Source organism: Capnocytophaga haemolytica (assembly GCF_001553545.1).
GTDB lineage: Bacteria > Bacteroidota > Bacteroidia > Flavobacteriales > Flavobacteriaceae > Capnocytophaga > Capnocytophaga haemolytica.
The window spans coordinates 2,135,630-2,151,966 of sequence record NZ_CP014227.1 but is presented as its reverse complement, the minus strand read 5'-3'; the positions used below and the strand labels follow the sequence as shown (position 1 = coordinate 2,151,966).

Below are 16,337 nucleotides of genomic sequence, written 5' to 3'. Positions count from 1 at the left end.
TATGCACCGCATTGCAAAAAGATACAATCACTATAACACCCCCTTTCGCATACCGCAAAACAATAACACTACTTCTCCATTAAACATTCATCATTGAACATTCATCATTAAAAAAATGGAATATTTCGAATTACATCACCGTCTGAAAACCGCCTTCGACACAGGCGTAGACTGTCGCTTGCCCGACTTAGGCATCAGCATCACCCATCACAGCTTCTTCTCACAAGGGGCAAACGATTATCTGCCTGGCAGTCACCACCTTTACTGTAAGCAACACGACTGCTGCTTCGAGTCCGAATACTACCGCACGATCGACGACCTCGGGCTGCCCGACTCCGATGTCGATTGCAACGTACACTTCCCCTACCATATCCTCCAGCCCCTCGGCGAGGCGAAAGCCAAAGGCGTGGTCATCCTCATCCACGGGCTCAACGAGAAAAAGTGGGAGAAGTACCTGCCTTGGGCTCACGGCATCGCCACAGCCACAGGCAAAGCCGTAGTGCTCTTCCCCATCGCCTTCCATATGAGTCGCGCCCCCGAGATTTGGAGCTCCCGCCGCGAAATGTTCGCCATCGCAGCCAAGCGCGCCGCCGATTTCCCCGACAACTCCGAAACCTCCTACGTCAATGCCGCCATTAGCACCCGCTTAGACGCTTTCCCTCAGCGCCTCTTCTGGTCGGGATTGCAAACCTATAATGATGTGGTACAGCTCATTACCGACATACGTGGTGGCGCACACCCCACCATTAGCCCTCAGGCGAGCGTCGATCTCTTCGGCTACTCCATCGGCTCTTTTATCTCCGTGATCCTGATGATGGCAAACCCCCAAGGCTACCTCAGTACCTCCAAGCTCTTTTGCTTCTGCGGCGGAATGACTATCGACCGTATGTTCCCCATTTCCAAGTATATAATGGACGGGCGGGCTGCCATCACAATGCAAAAGACCTTTGCCGAGCTACTCAGCACTAATTTCAAAACCGACGATCGACTACGCCACTATCAGGATAGTGCCCTACACAGCGGTGAAGGCTGGTTCAAGACGATGTTGCGCTACAATTACTACCAAAAAGAGCGCGAGGCACGCTTCCGAGCCCTTGAAAATCAGATCAAAGCCTTCGTACTCGAGCAAGACGAAGTAACCCCACCCATCGAGGCACTCAACACCCTAAAAGGCGGCTATCGCAACATTGAGATCCCTGTGGAAATCGACGATTACCCTTATCCCTATACCCACATCAGCCCCTTTGCCCTGACCACCAAGAACGCCGCTGAGGTAACCGCCTGCTTTGAGCGTTTCATCAGTAGTGCTGCCCAGTGGTTTGAATAGCATTGAAAAGGCAACTCCTTATAGATTGTTACACAGTGGTTTAGTAACTTTCTATAAGGAGAATGAAAAAAAATACGCCCTTATAGCGATTACGTAATAAAAATGTATTACCTTTGCAGCGAAGGTTTTCCGCCTTACCAGCCTCCGCGTGCCAGTAATCATTCTTCAAAAAAAGCACAAAGCCCCCCTGCGGAGCGAAAAAAATCACACAAAAATAAGCAAATCCCAATTATTTGAGTTCGTTCTGACTTCGTTCTGACTTCGTTATGAATCCCAAGTGAGCCCCAAGTGAGTCCCAAGTGCTCCCTATGTTTCCCCACTGATGGCAGCGCGGCAGTCCTCATTGAAAAGAGTAAAAATACATTTTTTTTGCGATTTGCTTTGTTTTTGGAATTTTTTACGTATCTTTGCCGCTGGATAATATCAGTAACGAATGGTTATAACAGATACACATACACATCTTTACAGTGAGCAGTTCGTCGGCGATCGCAAGGCGATGATTGAGCGTGCGCTTGCCGCAGGGGTTACGCGTTTTTTCCTCCCTGCTATCGATTCGAGCTATACTGAGGCTATGCTCACGCTGTGGAAGCAATACCCTGAGAATATGTTTCTTATGAACGGGCTACACCCTTGCAGCGTAAAGGAAAACTACCGTGAAGAGCTCGCTCACGTCGAGGCATTAATGGAGCAGTACAAATGCTACGCCATAGGTGAAATAGGCATTGACCTCTACTGGGATACGACCTTTTTAAAGGAGCAGCAAGAGGCTTTCCTCACTCAGATACGTTTGGCAAAACGCCACCATTTGCCTATTGTGATTCACTGTCGCAATGCCTTTGACGAGGTGTTTGAAGTGCTTGAAGAAGAGCGAGATGCGTCGCTATTTGGCATATTTCACTGCTTTACAGGCACAGAGGAGCAGGCGCATCGTGCCATTGGTTATGGATTGCATCTGGGCATTGGCGGGGTAGTTACTTTTAAGAATGGTAAGATTGATACGTTCTTAAAAAGCATTCCTTTGGAGCATATCGTAATGGAGACAGACAGCCCCTACTTAGCCCCTGTGCCTTATCGCGGAAAGCGTAACGAAAGTGCTTATATTGTGGAGGTTATGAAGAAGCTCTCGGATATATACGAGCTTTCGGAAGCGGAGGTAGCGCGTATCACTACGGAGAATAGTGAGAAAATTTTTGGTGTATAATGCTGTTGTTTCATTTCTTTTTTGTATCTTTGCCGTAAATTTGGTAACTATAGATAGGTTGGTACTGCCTAAGGGATGCAGCCGAGTGAGGGTGTGATATGGCAGTGCTTAAAATAGAGAGCGTAATGGAGGATAAATACAAGTCGATACGCCCTTTTTACGACGATGAGGTGTTGGGGGCATTGTACGAAATCAAAGATAGCCCTTTGATAAAGGCAATGTTGGCGTACACCTTCCCTGAGTGCAGCGAGGAAGAGCAGCAGGCTAAGTTGCTTGCCTGTAAGAAGGTATCTGACTTTCAGGTAAATATAATGGTAAATGTCGTTACAAAGGCAATAGAGAAGAGTATTACTAATTTTACGTGGGAGGGTTTTTTAGATTTAGATCCTCACCACGCGTACGTTTTTATTTCCAACCATCGTGATATTGTTCTTGACACCTCTTTGCTGAATCTTGCGCTTTACAACAATGGCTTGGAGATGACGGCTTCGGCTATGGGTGATAATCTGCTAAAGAAGAAGTACTTGAAGATATTAGCGATGCTCAATCGCAATATTATCATTTATAGGAGTTTGCCACCACGTGAGGCGCTGGAACATTCGCGCTTGGTGTCGGAGTATATTTACGATTGTATTACTTCGCAACACCGCAATGTGTGGATTGCGCAGCGCGAGGGTCGCACGAAGAACGGAGATGACCGCACGCAGCAGGGGGTGCTGAAGATGCTTTCACTCAATACGCCTGAGGGGATATCGCCTTTGCAGTATTTGAAGCAGTTGCATATTGTGCCGATGGCTATTTCGTATGAATTTGACCCTACCGACGCGATGAAGCTGCCTGTGCTATTGGCAGAGCACTATGGTGTGGATTATAAGAAGGACAGTCAGGAGGACTTTAACAATATTATTCAGGGGTTGCTCGGTCAAAAGGGGAGGGTGCATATCTCTGTGGGACAGCCTTTGGGAGCTGAGATGGATGCTATAGAGGCTGAACACACGCACATCAATAAGCAGTTGCAGGCTTTGGCGGAGTGCTTGGATAGGTCAATACATCAGCAATACAAACTTTTCCCAGCAAATTATATTGCGTATGATATGTTGTACCACACCTCTATATATAAGGATTTCTATAATGAGAAAGAATATCGGCAATTTGAACGTCGCTTGAGCAATAGGGCTAATGAAAGTAATCTATCGCAAGAAAAGTTCTTAGAAATGTATTCTAACCCCGTAAAGAATAAGGAAAATGGAAGTAGATAAACCAAGGGTGCTGTTGATATACACAGGAGGTACGATCGGGATGATGAAGGACTATAAGACGGGGGCTCTCCGTGCTTTTAAGTTTGAGTATATCTATGACCGCATCCCTGAGCTTTCACATTTGGATTGTGTGATTGAAACAGTATCGTTTGAGAAGGCTATTGATTCCTCAGATATGAACCCTCAGCATTGGGTGGATATTGCTGAGATGATTGAGCAGCATTACGATAGCTATGATGGGTTCGTGGTGCTTCATGGTAGTGATACGATGAGCTATTCGGCTTCGGCACTGAGTTTTATGCTGGAAGGGCTTACGAAGCCTGTGATTTTTACAGGGTCGCAATTGCCTATTGGAGATTTACGTACGGATGCTAAGGAGAATTTGATTACGTCCATACAGTTGGCGGGAATGAAGGAGAATGGGGAGGCAGTAATTCAGGAGGTGTGTTTGTATTTTGAGTATAAGCTATATAGAGGTAATCGCACTACGAAGATTAATGCAGAACATTTTCAGGCGTTTGCCTCAATGAACTACCCTACATTGGCGGAAAGTGGTGTGCATTTAAAGGTGTGGAAGGAGTATTTATTGCCTCGAAAGAGAAATGCTACATTGAAGGTATGGAAGGAGTTTGATCAAGATGTGGCTATAATAAAGCTTTTCCCAGGTATTACGGAGGTAACTCTCAGGGCGATGCTGAGTATTCCTACTTTAAAAGGAGTGGTATTAGAAACTTTTGGGTCGGGAAATGCCCCTACGCAGCAATGGTTTTTAGATGTTGTAAAAGAGGCTATTGACCGTGGTGTACACATTGTGAATGTGACGCAATGTTCGGGAGGAAGTGTGATTTTGGGGAAATATGAAGCTAGCGAAGCCTTAAAAAGGATGGGAGTTATAGGAGGAAAAGACATCACAAGTGAGTCGGCAATTGTAAAATTAATGATTTTTCTTAAAAAAAATATTTCATCTAAGGAGTTCAAAATCAAGTATAAGGAGAGTATAGCAGGAGAAATTTAATAAAATTTTATGAAAAAAATTTGGTAGGTAAAAAAAATATTCGTTACTTTGTCCGTTAGAAATAGAGAGGTGTCCGAGTGGTTGAAGGAGTACGCCTGGAAAGTGTATATACGTCAAAAGCGTATCGAGGGTTCGAATCCCTTCCTCTCTGCTTCGAAGAATTAAATTATTTATAAACATTAAATTAAATTATTAACTAACAATTTAAAAGATTAAACAAATGAAAAAAATGTCATCTAAGCTACTTCTTGTAGCAATGTTAATTTTGAACGTCGCTATGGCTAGCGCTCAAGATGCAGCAATGGGGGGAACAGCATCAGATACTTCGTTCCACCAAATGTTTAAAGAGCGTTTTATTGAGGGTGGTCCAGCGTATATGGCACCGATCCTATTGTGCTTAATTCTTGGTTTGGCAATTGCTATTGAAAGAATTATCTATTTGAATATGGCAACAACCAACTCTAAGAAGTTGCTTTCAGAAATTGAAACAGCTTTAGATACTAAAGGTATTGAGGGGGCTAAAGAAGTGTGTCGTAACACGAGAGGTCCTGTAGCTTCTATCTTCTATCAGGGGTTAGACCGTTCAGCAGAAGGTATTGATATGGTTGAAAAATCAGTAGTATCTTATGGAGGTGTACAGATGGGTCTGTTAGAGAAAAACATTTCTTGGATTTCTCTATTTATCTCTATTGCTCCGATGTTAGGGTTTATGGGTACGGTAATTGGTATGATTCAAGCGTTCGACAAGATCAGTTCAGCTGGTGGGTTGGATGCGTCATTGATTGCGGGTGATATTAAGGTTGCCCTGCTTACTACAGTATTTGGTTTGATTGTTGCGATGATTCTTCAAGTGTTCTATAACTACATTATCGCTAAGGTTGATGCGATTGTGAATGATATGGAAGATGCTTCAATCTCGTTAATTGACCTATTGGTAGCAAAGAAAGTTAGATAATTCAATCACCTTTTAAGAAAATTAATTATGTATAAAATAGCAAAATATGGAGCACTTGCTTTAGGGGCTATTTCAGTGATTTTGTGGCTTGTGCTCTCAATGTCAGATGCGCAATCAGTACAAGAATTTATGAATAATGCTTCGTTGCAATGGTTATTTATCCTTATGTATGTGCTATTGGCTATTGCAATAATAGCAGTTGTAGTATCAGCATTGATAAATATCTTAGCATCGCCTAAAGCATTGAAAAAAACACTTATCTACACAGGAGGTTTTATTGTTATTCTTCTTCTTTCATATGTTTTCTCATCAGGGAATGATGCAACAGAGAAGTGGGTAGGTGCAGGTTTAATCGCTTTTTATATATTAGCGCTTGTGGCTGTTGGAGCTTTAGTAGCGGCTAATGTTAAAAAAGCACTAATGAGATAAAATTATGTCAAAACGTTCAATACCAGAGGTTAATGCGGGGTCTATGGCTGACATAGCATTCTTGTTGCTGATATTCTTCTTGGTAACAACAACAATTGAAAGCAATTCAGGGATTTCTGTAAAATTACCTCCTAAACAACCTGAAAACGCACCGCCACCACCACCTGTTAAAGAGAAAAACGTATTGGTTGTGGTAGTGAATAAGTACAATCAGTTACTAATAAATAACCAAGTAAAGGAATTAAAGGATGTTAAGCAAACAGCTCTTGATTTCTTGGATAATAATGGAGATGGTACCTGTGCACACTGTAGAGGAGCAAGGAACCCATTATCATCAGATAATCCAGATAAGGCTGTCATTTCATTGCGTAACGACCGCGAAACATCTTATAAGACTTATATAGCAGTACAGAATGAATTGATTGCTGCCTATAATGAGTTGCGCGAGCGTGAGCGTAAACGTCTGTATCCAAATGAAGTGCCTTATGTAGAAATAGAGGCTGAATTTAATGCTGCGAGAACGCCTAAGGCTCGTAAGGAAGCTTTGGAACCTAAGATTCTAAAATTACAAGAGTTATTCCCAAGGAAATTGTTAGAAACTGCACCTAAAAAGAACTAAAATATAGAATAATATGTCAAAATTTACAAAAAAGAAAAGTGGTGAGGTACCAGCTATTTCAACGTCATCTTTGCCTGACATTATTTTTATGCTTTTGTTTTTCTTTATGACAGTAACGGAATCAAAAGATAGTGATTTGATGGTTCAGAATAAGCTGCCTTCCGCAGACCAAGTACAGAAATTGGATAAGAAAGACCCTGTAGTTTATATTTATGCGGGGAAACCTCTTCCTAAATACCAAGCTAAGTTTGGTGAGTATGCCAAAATTCAAGTGAATGATAGATTCATTGATGTTTCAGAAGTAGGTCCTTATATTTTGAAATATAAAGACGGAATTCGTGAAGAACTTCGAGATGTATTTATGACAGCTTTGAAAGTAGATGCAGACACAAATATGGGGCTTGTAAGTGATATTCGTGAGAAATTACAAGATGTAAATGCTTTAAAATTAACTTATATCACTCGAGAAGGTTCTCCTCTTAATCAACAGTAAATTACGAGCTTTCTAAAATAATAAAAGAGACACATAGAAAAATATGTGTCTTTTTTTTGCTATATATAATTTTATGTGTACCTTTGCACTGTTAAACAAATTAATAGTAATAAAGAATGAAAAAAATTATTTTACTTTTCGGTCTATTCTTAGGAATAGCAACAGCCTCAGCGCAAGATTCAGGTGAGGTGCAAATCAATGGTGGATTAGGGGTTTCTGGTATGGGGTCTCCTATTATTTACGCAGGAGTTGACTTTGGAGTTGGCTATAATATTTCAGTGGGTGCGGAGCTTTTATTCCGTACGAAGTCGTATGACAGTACTAATTATACTAACTTTGGGTTCTTAACACGTGGTGATTATCACTTTGCAGAGCATATCAGAGCCATCCCTTCAAATGTGGATTTCTATGGAGGGCTTAGCTTAGGTTATTATTCTTGGAGTAATGACGATGATAAAAGACATCCTTATTATGACTCAGCAGTGGCATTTCGTATTCAAACAGGAGCCCGTTATTTCTTTACAAATAACTTTGCTGTGAACGCTGAACCTTTTATAGAGTTTAATAACTCAATTAGTTCAGGAGGTATTAAAGCTGGGGTTACTTACAGATTCTAATTAGCTTGATTTCATAATGTTGAGGGCTGAGATTTGTTCTCAGCCTTTTTTATTTTTTTAGCAAGTGAGCTTTAAATAAGCGGAGTTCATCCCAAGTGTATTTTTCATTAGAACTATCATAAGCACTTTGTAGGCTTAGTTCTTCTGCTTGGCTAAAAATGTGATTAAGTTCTGAGATAGCTTCCTGAGAGAGGACTTCCTCAATGTTTATTTTTCCTTCTTCAATAAGTTTACTTATATGTTTATAAATAGTTGAAGCAGTGAGTGTTCGAGCATTTGCTACAGTTGTGATATCTTTACTTTCTTTCCAAAGTTGTAGTGTTGTTTCATAAGTGGAAGTTTTCTCTTTAGTTGTTTTATCTGTTTTCTTAGTGGGTGTTTCATTGATAAATAGATGTTTGGTTTTTAGGTGCTCAGTGATTTTATTACTTATTTTTGAATGTAATTCTATTAGTTTTGTGGTAGTTATAAGGGTATTGTTAAAGGGTTTGTGCTCTATTTCTAAGTTGATGATTTGTTGCGTTTTAAAGAGTTTTTTAACAATTTCTGCGATGGAGAAATCAAGCTCTTTTAGTTCCTCTTTGAATTGTTTTACTTTTTTATGGTAGGTAATTTCTGCATCAATGCGAAGTACTTCATACCATAGATTTTCTAATAAAGGTGAGAAATAGTTAAAGGCTTTCTCAAATCTGGAGGCTATGTAGTTAAAATCATTATCAGATGTAAAGTAGTTTTGCAGTTGTTTTGTAAACTTTTCAGCAATGGTTGCCAGTTCTCTTACCTTACCAAGTTGCTCAATAGCCCAACTCTTATAGAGATTTTTGTTACCGATATCACCTGAGTAGCTACTGACGTGTAACACCCATTGCTCTAAGAGTTTATTCCAGGAGAAGCAGTCGATAAGGAGGTTCTCTAAGAATTGCTTTTTACCTATATGATACTCATTAGTAAGTTCTTTTCCACTGACTTTATTGTTGGCATAGCGTTTTACCTCTTCACTATTATTGATGCCTTGAGAGTTTATAGATGAGAGGAGTACTAATCCCTCTAAGGAGCGCAAACGAGAGAAGGCAACGTACGCCTGCCCAGCTGAGAAGACGCTTTTCAGGTCGAGGGTGGCTTTTTCAAAAGTGAGTCCTTGGCTTTTGTGCACTGTGATGGCCCACGCCAATCGCAAGGGATATTGTGTGAAAGTACCTAATCGCTCCTCTTCAATTTCTTTGGTATTTTCGTTGATTTTGTAACGGATGTTTTCCCACTCGTATCGCTCGACGTTGATAGAGCCTTCACCGTCTAATTGCACTACAATTTCGTCGTTTTCAAGTGCTGTGATAGTTCCCATTTTCCCGTTGAAGAATAGGCGGTCAGGTGAGGGGTCGTTTTTTATGAACATTACTCTGGCACCTTCTTTTAGGGTAATGTTTCTGTCGATAGGATAGAGATACTCGGGGAAGTCACCTGCTATATGTGCTTCATAATGAAATGCTTTTGTTTTGAGCTTCTCCATTTCTTTGCTGTTGATAGCATCAGCTTTGGCATTGTGGGTGGTAAGGGTGATATAGTCGCTATGTGTTTCGGCATTGAAGTTGGGTTGTACATATTTATCTAAGAGGCTCAGGTCGTCTTGGGTGAGTTGATTATCGCGTAAGTGGTTGAGAATGTTGATAAAATTAGCGTCGGATTGGCGGTATATCTTATCTAATTCAATGTAAAGAGGTGGGTTTCCGTTTACGACTTTTGATTGGAAGAAGTACATCCCTGAGTAGTATTGCTTGAGGATTTCCCATTCTTCTTGTTTTACAACGGGAGGAAGTTGTAGTAAATCGCCTATAAAAAGCACTTGTACCCCTCCGAAAGGCAAACGGTTCTTGCGAACAGATTGTAGTATATAGTCCATTGCGTCGAGCACATCGGCACGAAGCATACTCACTTCATCAATGACTAAAAGCTCTAAATTTTGTATGATTTGTTGCTTTTTTTTGTGCATTTTGAAGTGTTTTCTGAGGGTAATGCGATTTTCGAAGCGAATATGTTCACTGACAATAGGGGGAGAAGATAGGGTGGGCAGGAAGGCGGCAAAGGGCAGTTGGAAGAAGGAATGGATGGTTACGCCACCAGCGTTGAGGGCTGCAATGCCACTGGGGGCTACAACAATTGTGTTCTTGTAGCTGGTGCGGATGATCTTATGCAACAAAGTTGTTTTCCCTGTACCAGCTTTTCCTGTGAGGAATACATTTCTGTTGGTATGGTTTATTAATGTTAGTATTTGGTTTTCCATTAGTAGAAAGATGTCTTGATTTATTTGCGACAAAGATACGAGTTTTTTTGGATTTGGTGTGTTTTTTCAACGATAATTTTGTGTTAGGTGGGTTTATCCGTAGTGGATCCGTTTGAGCTTCGTTTGTTGAGGGTAAGGGGTAAACTTTTAGAGGGTTACCTTACTTATTGGTTTTAAAAAGGGAAATAGATACTTTATGAAATATTTAACATTTTGTATATCGTTGAATATCAATAATATAAATGGGGGGGGGTAAAAAGTGCTAATAATATTTGTGTTGTTCATATATTTAGTGTGTTTTTGCCGCAGTAATTTTAAATAATAAGTTTATGTTTGCAGCATTAAAGCGTTTTTATGAGCGTTTACAAGGGTCGGATAGGATAGACCCTAATTCGACTCTGACAGATGAGCAACTGCGGGTGCTCACTATTGGTAATGTGTATGCTTGGCAGCAAGAGGCAGTACTTAACTCCTTGGATATGAAGCTCAGCGACTCGAGATTGGATTTAATTCTCTCCAAATGGTGGGGGATTGATAATCGTGAGGAAGCCATTGATACGTTGGAGTATCTGACACAAGGTACTTTCTCACTTACTTTTCCTGATTTATGCGAGGCGTGGGCACTTTATGATCTGAAAAAGGCCTTTAACTTTCTAAAATCAAAGTATGATGAGGATATGTTACAGCGCTTGTGGGAGCAATACAATAATTTGGGCACTGCGTGGGATGATTTGAGGAGGAAAAAGATCTTTAAAGACTTTGAGGAGATGTGTGCCCTTGGCGTGATGGGCTGGGATGCAGGACGCCTTAACTTCGTTGCGCGTGCGAGTTTTAACAAAGAGTATATCAGTGAAGAAGAGTTGTGGCGCTATATGCAGCGCGCTTATGATATGGCGCATAGTGAGTTACATAGTTGGAAGGAACTCGCTAATAGCTATGTGCTGGGGCGTGCGCTTTGGAATGGATCTACTGATATAGCTACTTTTGCTGGCATTGCATTGGAGAATAAATACAGCCCTTGGACGTGGTTAAAATGGTAGTTTATGACCTAGAGAAGGTGTTACTTTAAATATTTTTATCTATTTATTTTCTTTATAATCAGTGCTTTGAAGGTGTTTTTAGCAATAAAAGTAAAAAAATATTTGTGTAGTTCAGATAATTGTCGTACCTTTGCCGCACTTTTGAAATAGAGAAAATTTTAGGTATCATTTGATTTAATTAAGATTTACAAGCAATGAAAAGAACATTTCAACCTTCAAGAAGAAAAAGAAGAAATAAACACGGTTTTAGAGAGCGTATGGCTACTGCCAACGGACGCAAGGTGCTCGCACGCCGCAGAGCTAAAGGGCGTAAGAAATTGACCGTTTCATCTGAACCACGACATAAGAGATAATCGCCAATGTCAGTGAGGAGTAAAATATGAATGAAGTGTTATCTTTTGTAATAAAAGGGTAACACTTTTTTTAATGGATAATGTATAATTGTGGTGAGCTATGGGTGATGTGCTGATATGGCTTAGTGAGGAATGGGCGATGCAACTGCGGGGCGGACTGTATATGTCAATGGTACTGGTAGTATGTGATATTATGCACGATACATTATCAACTATAAATTATAAAAAATGCCAAAGCGAAAAGATTTACACTGTGTCCTGCTGATAGGTTCAGGACCGATTATTATAGGGCAAGCCTGTGAGTTTGACTACTCAGGCTCGCAGTCGCTGCGTTCGTTGCGCGAGGATGGTATCCAAACGGTGCTTATCAACAGCAACCCTGCGACTATTATGACAGACCCCTCAATGGCTGACCACGTCTATTTGAAGCCACTGACGACTGCCTCTATCGTGGAAATCCTTAAAGCACACCCCGAAATAGATGCGGTGCTGCCTACTATGGGTGGGCAAACGGCACTGAACCTCTGCATTGAGGCGAGCGAGAAGGGCATCTGGAAAGACTTTGGGGTAGAAATTATCGGTGTGGATATTGATGCGATACAAATCACTGAGGATCGGGAGAAGTTTCGTGTGCTCTTAGACGAGATTGGTATCCCTATGGCACCCTCAGAGACGGCAAACTCTTTCCTCAAAGGCAAGGAGATCGCCCAGAAGTTTGGCTTTCCGCTGGTGATACGTCCGTCCTTTACGCTTGGTGGCACAGGGGCGTCTATCGTCTATAAGAAAGAGGACTTTGATGCACTGCTCAACCGTGGTTTGGAGGCATCGCCTATCCACGAGGTGCTTATAGACAAAGCATTGCTCGGCTGGAAGGAGTATGAATTGGAGCTATTGCGCGATAAGAACGACAATGTAGCGATCATCTGTACCATAGAGAATATGGACCCGATGGGTATTCACACAGGCGACTCTATCACCGTTGCCCCTGCGATGACGCTCTCTGATCGTACTTTCCAGCGTATGCGAGATATGGCTATCAAGATGATGCGCAGCATTGGCGACTTTGCGGGAGGCTGTAATGTGCAGTTTGCTGTATCGCCTGATGAGAAGGAGGATATCATCGCTATTGAGATCAATCCACGTGTATCGCGCTCCTCAGCGTTGGCGTCAAAGGCTACGGGCTACCCGATTGCTAAGATTGCCACTAAGCTCGCTATCGGCTATCACCTTGATGAACTGAGGAACCAAATCACAGGCTCTACCTCAGCGTTCTTTGAGCCTACGCTCGACTATGTGATTGTGAAGATACCACGCTGGAACTTCGATAAGTTTGAAGGCTCAGACCGCACTATTGGCTTGCAGATGAAGTCGGTAGGAGAGGTGATGGGCATCGGACGTTCGTTCCAAGAGGCGTTACAGAAGGCTACTCAATCGCTGGAAATAAAACGCAATGGCTTAGGGGCTGATGGCAAAGGCTATAAGAACTACGACCAGATTATTGAGAAGCTCGCTAATCCGAGTTGGGATAGGGTCTTTGTAATCTACGATGCCGTGCAGATAGGCATACCGCTGAGCCGTATCCACGAGATCACCAAGATAGATATGTGGTTCTTAAAGCAATATGAAGAACTATACGCCTTAGAAAAAGAAATCTCTACCTACAAGATAGATAGCCTACCCAAAGAGCTGCTTTTAGAGGCAAAACAAAAGGGCTTTGCCGACAGGCAAATAGCCTATATGCTGGGCTGTTGGGAAAGCGAGGTACACAAGAAGCGCGGGGAGCTGAACATACAGCGTGTTTATAAGCTCGTGGATACGTGTGCAGCGGAGTTTAAGGCACAGACGCCTTATTATTACTCCACCTTTGAGGCACCTATCCGCACGGCAGACGGCAAGGAGTACACTGCCAACGATAGCGTAGTGAGCGACCGTAAGAAGATAGTAGTGCTCGGCTCAGGACCCAACCGCATTGGGCAGGGTATTGAGTTTGATTACTGCTGTGTGCACGGGGTGCTGGCGGCAGCAGAATGTGGCTATGAGACCATAATGATCAACTGTAACCCAGAGACGGTATCCACAGACTTTGACACCGCTGATAAACTCTACTTTGAGCCTGTGTTCTGGGAGTATATTTACGACATCATACGTCACGAGAAGCCTGAGGGAGTCATCGTGCAGTTGGGAGGGCAAACAGCCCTAAAGCTCGCGGAGAAACTCCACAAATATGACATTAAGATTATAGGCACCAGCTTTGCGTCTCTTGACTTGGCAGAGGACAGAGGCAGCTTCTCAACCCTGCTTAAGGAGAACAACATCCCTTACCCAGAGTTTGGAGTAGCAGAGACCGCTGAAGAGGCATTGAAGTTGGCTGATGAATTAGACTTTCCGCTCTTGGTGCGCCCTTCGTATGTGTTGGGTGGACAGGGGATGAAGATCGTCATCAACAAAGAAGAGTTGGAGGCACACGTGGTAGACTTGCTGCGCAAGATTCCTAATAACAAGCTGCTCTTAGACCACTACTTGGACGGGGCTATAGAGGCAGAGGCCGATGCGATTTGCGATGGAGAGAACGTTTACATCATCGGGATAATGGAGCATATCGAGCCTTGCGGTATTCACTCGGGGGATAGCAATGCTACGCTGCCGCCATTTAACTTAGGTGAGTTTGTATTGCAGCAAATCAAAGACCATACCCACAAGATAGCCCTTGCGCTGGGCACAGTAGGGCTTATCAACATACAGTTTGCCGTGAAAGATGACAAGGTTTACATCATTGAGGCCAACCCAAGAGCATCAAGGACTGTACCATTTATAGCCAAGGCTTATGGTGAGCCGTATGTGAACTACGCCACCAAGGTGATGCTCGGGGAGAAGAAACTCACCGACTTTGAGTTCCACCCACACTTAGAGGGCTTTGCCATCAAGTGTCCTGTGTTCTCCTTCAACAAGTTCACGAACGTAAACAAGGCGCTGGGACCCGAGATGAAGTCCACAGGAGAGCAAATACTCTTCATCAAGGACTTGCGGGACGATGCTTTCTACGATTTATACACAAGGCGAAAGATGTACCTCAGCAAATAATAGGAGATCAATATACAGCAAATGAAAGCTACCTTATATAAAAAGGGTAGCTTTTTTTGTTTGTTTTATTTGCGAGATTTAAAAGAATGTCGCATCTTTGCAGCACGATTATGAAACGATTATTACACACAATTTTCTCTGTAAAAGTATCAATGTTACTGCTGATGGTGCTGGCAGTAGCGATGGCGGTAGCGACGTTCGTGGAGAGCAGCTACGGAACCCTCGTTGCGCGGGCAGTAGTATACGAAGCGTGGTGGTTTGAAGCCATAATGCTTTGGGCTGCAATCTGTTTTGTAATGCAGATACCGCGTTATCACCTGTTGTCGCGGGGGAAACTACCCATAGGGCTGTTCCACTTGGCATTTGTAATGATGATTGTAGGGGCGGGCATCACACGCTATATCAGTAAAGAGGGGATTGTACATATTCGCGAGGGTGAGAAGGTACAGCATTACCTCACCAACGAGCGGTTTATTCAATTGAAGACGGATAAAACGCTTTTCTACCAAAAGGCACAGCCTATCCCTTACCGATTTAAACCTGAGGAGCTGAATGTAACGCAGGGCGATACAACGTTCCGCTGTGTGCTTACGCAGTACATCTCTAATGCGAGGCTTACCTATGCCGATGGATCGCAGACCTTTGTAAAACTTACACTTTTTGCAGGAAGTAAGAAGGAAGAAACACATTTGTATGCCAATGCTTCCGTAAAAGTAGGCAAAGTAACCCTCCACTTTGCACAGGAGGCACCCGACAAACCTACTGCAACAACTCAGGCAGCGGTATACATACAAAAGCGAGCAGGTAAATGGCAATTGTACACCACTGTGCCACTGCGCTATATCAACGGAAAGGATGAAAAGATGGGCGTTATCGATCCTTGGGAGTGGATCACCTTGCCACAGGAGGGGCTTTACCAGTTTGGTGACGACTCCTTTCGCATTGGAGGGCTCTACGAAGGGAAAAAGATCGTCTACACTTCGATGGAAGGCGACCGTAAGAACCAAACTGATGCCGACCGCGTGAAATTAGAGGTGCGCATCGGTGAGCAGACCCACAGTGAGGGCTATTTTAATCCCAGGACCAACGATCCACAGTGGCAATCTTTTATTTATAAGGGGCGCACTTACGCTTTCACCTATGCACCTCGCCAAATACGTCTGCCATTCGCTCTGGAGCTCACCCGTTTTGAGCTAAAACGTTACCCAGGGAGTGAAAGTGCTGAGAGCTACAAAAGCAGGGTGAAGGTGATCGATGGGCAAATCACCTTCCCCTATGAAATCTATATGAATCACATTTTGGACTACAAGGGTTACCGATTTTATCAGTCGTCGTACGACCCAGATGAGCGCGGCACCCTCTTAGCACTCAATAAAGACCGCTGGGGAACGTGGGTAACTTACGCAGGTTACGCCTTGCTCTTCATAGCGATGGGGTGGACACTGCTTAGCTACGGGAGCAGGTTCCAATTTTTAAGTAGACGGTTAAAGAAGATGAAAGGCGATGAATAGAACGACGAAATATAATGGTAGTAGAGAAAATACCCGCTCTTTTGAAGTATGCGCTCCCTCTTTGAAGGGGGGATGGGGGGTTGTTTGCAGATTGGTAATATTCTTTCTATTAACACATTTTACTTTTGCTCAATCTGTATCGCAGATAGCACCCTATGT

At 42.8% G+C, this 16,337-nt stretch carries 14 protein-coding genes and 1 tRNA gene; 14 read left to right on the top strand and 1 reads right to left on the bottom strand.

The window, feature by feature from the left end; all coding sequences use genetic code 11:
- Nucleotides 1-115 precede the first annotated feature (115 nt).
- The 10 genes from AXF12_RS09660 to AXF12_RS09615 all read left to right on the top strand — a co-directional run bounded on the left by AXF12_RS09660 (nt 116) and on the right by AXF12_RS09615 (nt 7,915).
- On the top strand, nt 116-1,327 hold the full coding sequence (locus AXF12_RS09660; protein WP_066430643.1) for a DUF6051 family protein: 1,212 nt from the start codon (nt 116-118) through the stop codon (nt 1,325-1,327).
- A 439-nt stretch (nt 1,328-1,766) separates the two neighbouring features.
- On the top strand, nt 1,767-2,528 hold the full coding sequence (locus AXF12_RS09655; RefSeq protein ID WP_066431964.1) for a TatD family hydrolase: 762 nt from the start codon (nt 1,767-1,769) through the stop codon (nt 2,526-2,528).
- A gap of 125 nt (nt 2,529-2,653) precedes the next feature.
- The gene (locus AXF12_RS09650; protein ID WP_066431961.1) at nt 2,654-3,787 is read left to right on the top strand and encodes a 1-acyl-sn-glycerol-3-phosphate acyltransferase; all 1,134 of its coding nucleotides are present in this window, start codon (nt 2,654-2,656) and stop codon (nt 3,785-3,787) included.
- Nucleotides 3,774-4,802 carry an asparaginase gene (locus AXF12_RS09645; RefSeq protein ID WP_066430641.1) on the top strand — a complete coding sequence of 343 codons (1,029 nt, stop codon included), beginning with the start codon at nt 3,774-3,776 and terminating at the stop codon, nt 4,800-4,802. Before AXF12_RS09650 ends, AXF12_RS09645 begins: the two co-directional genes overlap by 14 nt.
- Nucleotides 4,803-4,865: 63 nt before the next feature.
- A tRNA-Ser gene (locus AXF12_RS09640) sits at nt 4,866-4,953 on the top strand.
- A gap of 69 nt (nt 4,954-5,022) precedes the next feature.
- Nucleotides 5,023-5,757 carry a MotA/TolQ/ExbB proton channel family protein gene (locus AXF12_RS09635; protein WP_066430640.1) on the top strand — a complete coding sequence of 245 codons (735 nt, stop codon included), beginning with the start codon at nt 5,023-5,025 and terminating at the stop codon, nt 5,755-5,757.
- 27 nt (nt 5,758-5,784) lie between these two features.
- On the top strand, nt 5,785-6,186 hold the full coding sequence (locus AXF12_RS09630) for a hypothetical protein (RefSeq protein WP_066430638.1): 402 nt from the start codon (nt 5,785-5,787) through the stop codon (nt 6,184-6,186).
- 4 nt (nt 6,187-6,190) lie between these two features.
- Nucleotides 6,191-6,805 carry an ExbD/TolR family protein gene (locus AXF12_RS09625; protein WP_066430636.1) on the top strand — a complete coding sequence of 205 codons (615 nt, stop codon included), beginning with the start codon at nt 6,191-6,193 and terminating at the stop codon, nt 6,803-6,805.
- Between the two features lie 13 nt (nt 6,806-6,818).
- On the top strand, nt 6,819-7,298 hold the full coding sequence (locus AXF12_RS09620; protein ID WP_066430634.1) for an ExbD/TolR family protein: 480 nt from the start codon (nt 6,819-6,821) through the stop codon (nt 7,296-7,298).
- Nucleotides 7,299-7,414: 116 nt separating this feature from the next.
- Nucleotides 7,415-7,915 (top strand): outer membrane beta-barrel protein, encoded by a 501-nt coding sequence (locus tag AXF12_RS09615; protein ID WP_066430633.1) that lies wholly within the window; start codon nt 7,415-7,417, stop codon nt 7,913-7,915.
- 49 nt (nt 7,916-7,964) lie between these two features.
- Here AXF12_RS09615 and AXF12_RS09610 read toward each other — a convergent pair whose 3' ends face one another.
- Nucleotides 7,965-10,193 carry a helix-turn-helix domain-containing protein gene (locus AXF12_RS09610; protein WP_066430632.1) on the bottom strand — a complete coding sequence of 743 codons (2,229 nt, stop codon included), beginning with the start codon at nt 10,191-10,193 and terminating at the stop codon, nt 7,965-7,967.
- 329 nt (nt 10,194-10,522) lie between these two features.
- Between AXF12_RS09610 and AXF12_RS09605 the strand changes: the two genes are divergently transcribed.
- From AXF12_RS09605 to AXF12_RS09595, 4 genes are all read left to right on the top strand, one after another.
- Entirely contained in the window at nt 10,523-11,233 is a 711-nt protein-coding gene (locus AXF12_RS09605) for a DUF1266 domain-containing protein (RefSeq protein WP_066430631.1), read from the top strand.
- Between the two features lie 194 nt (nt 11,234-11,427).
- Nucleotides 11,428-11,586 (top strand): 50S ribosomal protein L34, encoded by a 159-nt coding sequence (gene rpmH, locus AXF12_RS11935; RefSeq protein WP_074860808.1) that lies wholly within the window; start codon nt 11,428-11,430, stop codon nt 11,584-11,586.
- 228 nt (nt 11,587-11,814) lie between these two features.
- Entirely contained in the window at nt 11,815-14,667 is a 2,853-nt protein-coding gene (carB, locus tag AXF12_RS09600) for a carbamoyl-phosphate synthase large subunit (protein WP_066430625.1), read from the top strand.
- A 110-nt stretch (nt 14,668-14,777) separates the two neighbouring features.
- Nucleotides 14,778-16,178, top strand: a complete 1,401-nt coding sequence (locus AXF12_RS09595; protein WP_159429711.1) for a cytochrome c biogenesis ResB family protein — start codon at nt 14,778-14,780, stop codon at nt 16,176-16,178.
- Nucleotides 16,179-16,337 lie beyond the last annotated feature (159 nt).

Bases quoted from the DNA above. Each gene is read 5' to 3' on its own strand.
- AXF12_RS09660 (WP_066430643.1), top strand. From the start codon at position 116: ATGGAATATTTCGAATTACATCACCGTCTGAAAACCGCCTTCGACACA.
- AXF12_RS09650 (WP_066431961.1), top strand. From the start codon at position 2,654: ATGGAGGATAAATACAAGTCGATACGCCCTTTTTACGACGATGAGGTG.
- AXF12_RS09645 (WP_066430641.1), top strand. From the start codon at position 3,774: ATGGAAGTAGATAAACCAAGGGTGCTGTTGATATACACAGGAGGTACG.
- AXF12_RS09635 (WP_066430640.1), top strand. From the start codon at position 5,023: ATGAAAAAAATGTCATCTAAGCTACTTCTTGTAGCAATGTTAATTTTG.
- AXF12_RS09630 (WP_066430638.1), top strand. From the start codon at position 5,785: ATGTATAAAATAGCAAAATATGGAGCACTTGCTTTAGGGGCTATTTCA.
- AXF12_RS09625 (WP_066430636.1), top strand. From the start codon at position 6,191: ATGTCAAAACGTTCAATACCAGAGGTTAATGCGGGGTCTATGGCTGAC.
- AXF12_RS09620 (WP_066430634.1), top strand. From the start codon at position 6,819: ATGTCAAAATTTACAAAAAAGAAAAGTGGTGAGGTACCAGCTATTTCA.
- AXF12_RS09615 (WP_066430633.1), top strand. From the start codon at position 7,415: ATGAAAAAAATTATTTTACTTTTCGGTCTATTCTTAGGAATAGCAACA.
- AXF12_RS09610 (WP_066430632.1), bottom strand. From the start codon at position 10,193: ATGGAAAACCAAATACTAACATTAATAAACCATACCAACAGAAATGTA.
- AXF12_RS09605 (WP_066430631.1), top strand. From the start codon at position 10,523: ATGTTTGCAGCATTAAAGCGTTTTTATGAGCGTTTACAAGGGTCGGAT.
- rpmH (WP_074860808.1), top strand. From the start codon at position 11,428: ATGAAAAGAACATTTCAACCTTCAAGAAGAAAAAGAAGAAATAAACAC.
- carB (WP_066430625.1), top strand. From the start codon at position 11,815: ATGCCAAAGCGAAAAGATTTACACTGTGTCCTGCTGATAGGTTCAGGA.
- AXF12_RS09595 (WP_159429711.1), top strand. From the start codon at position 14,778: ATGAAACGATTATTACACACAATTTTCTCTGTAAAAGTATCAATGTTA.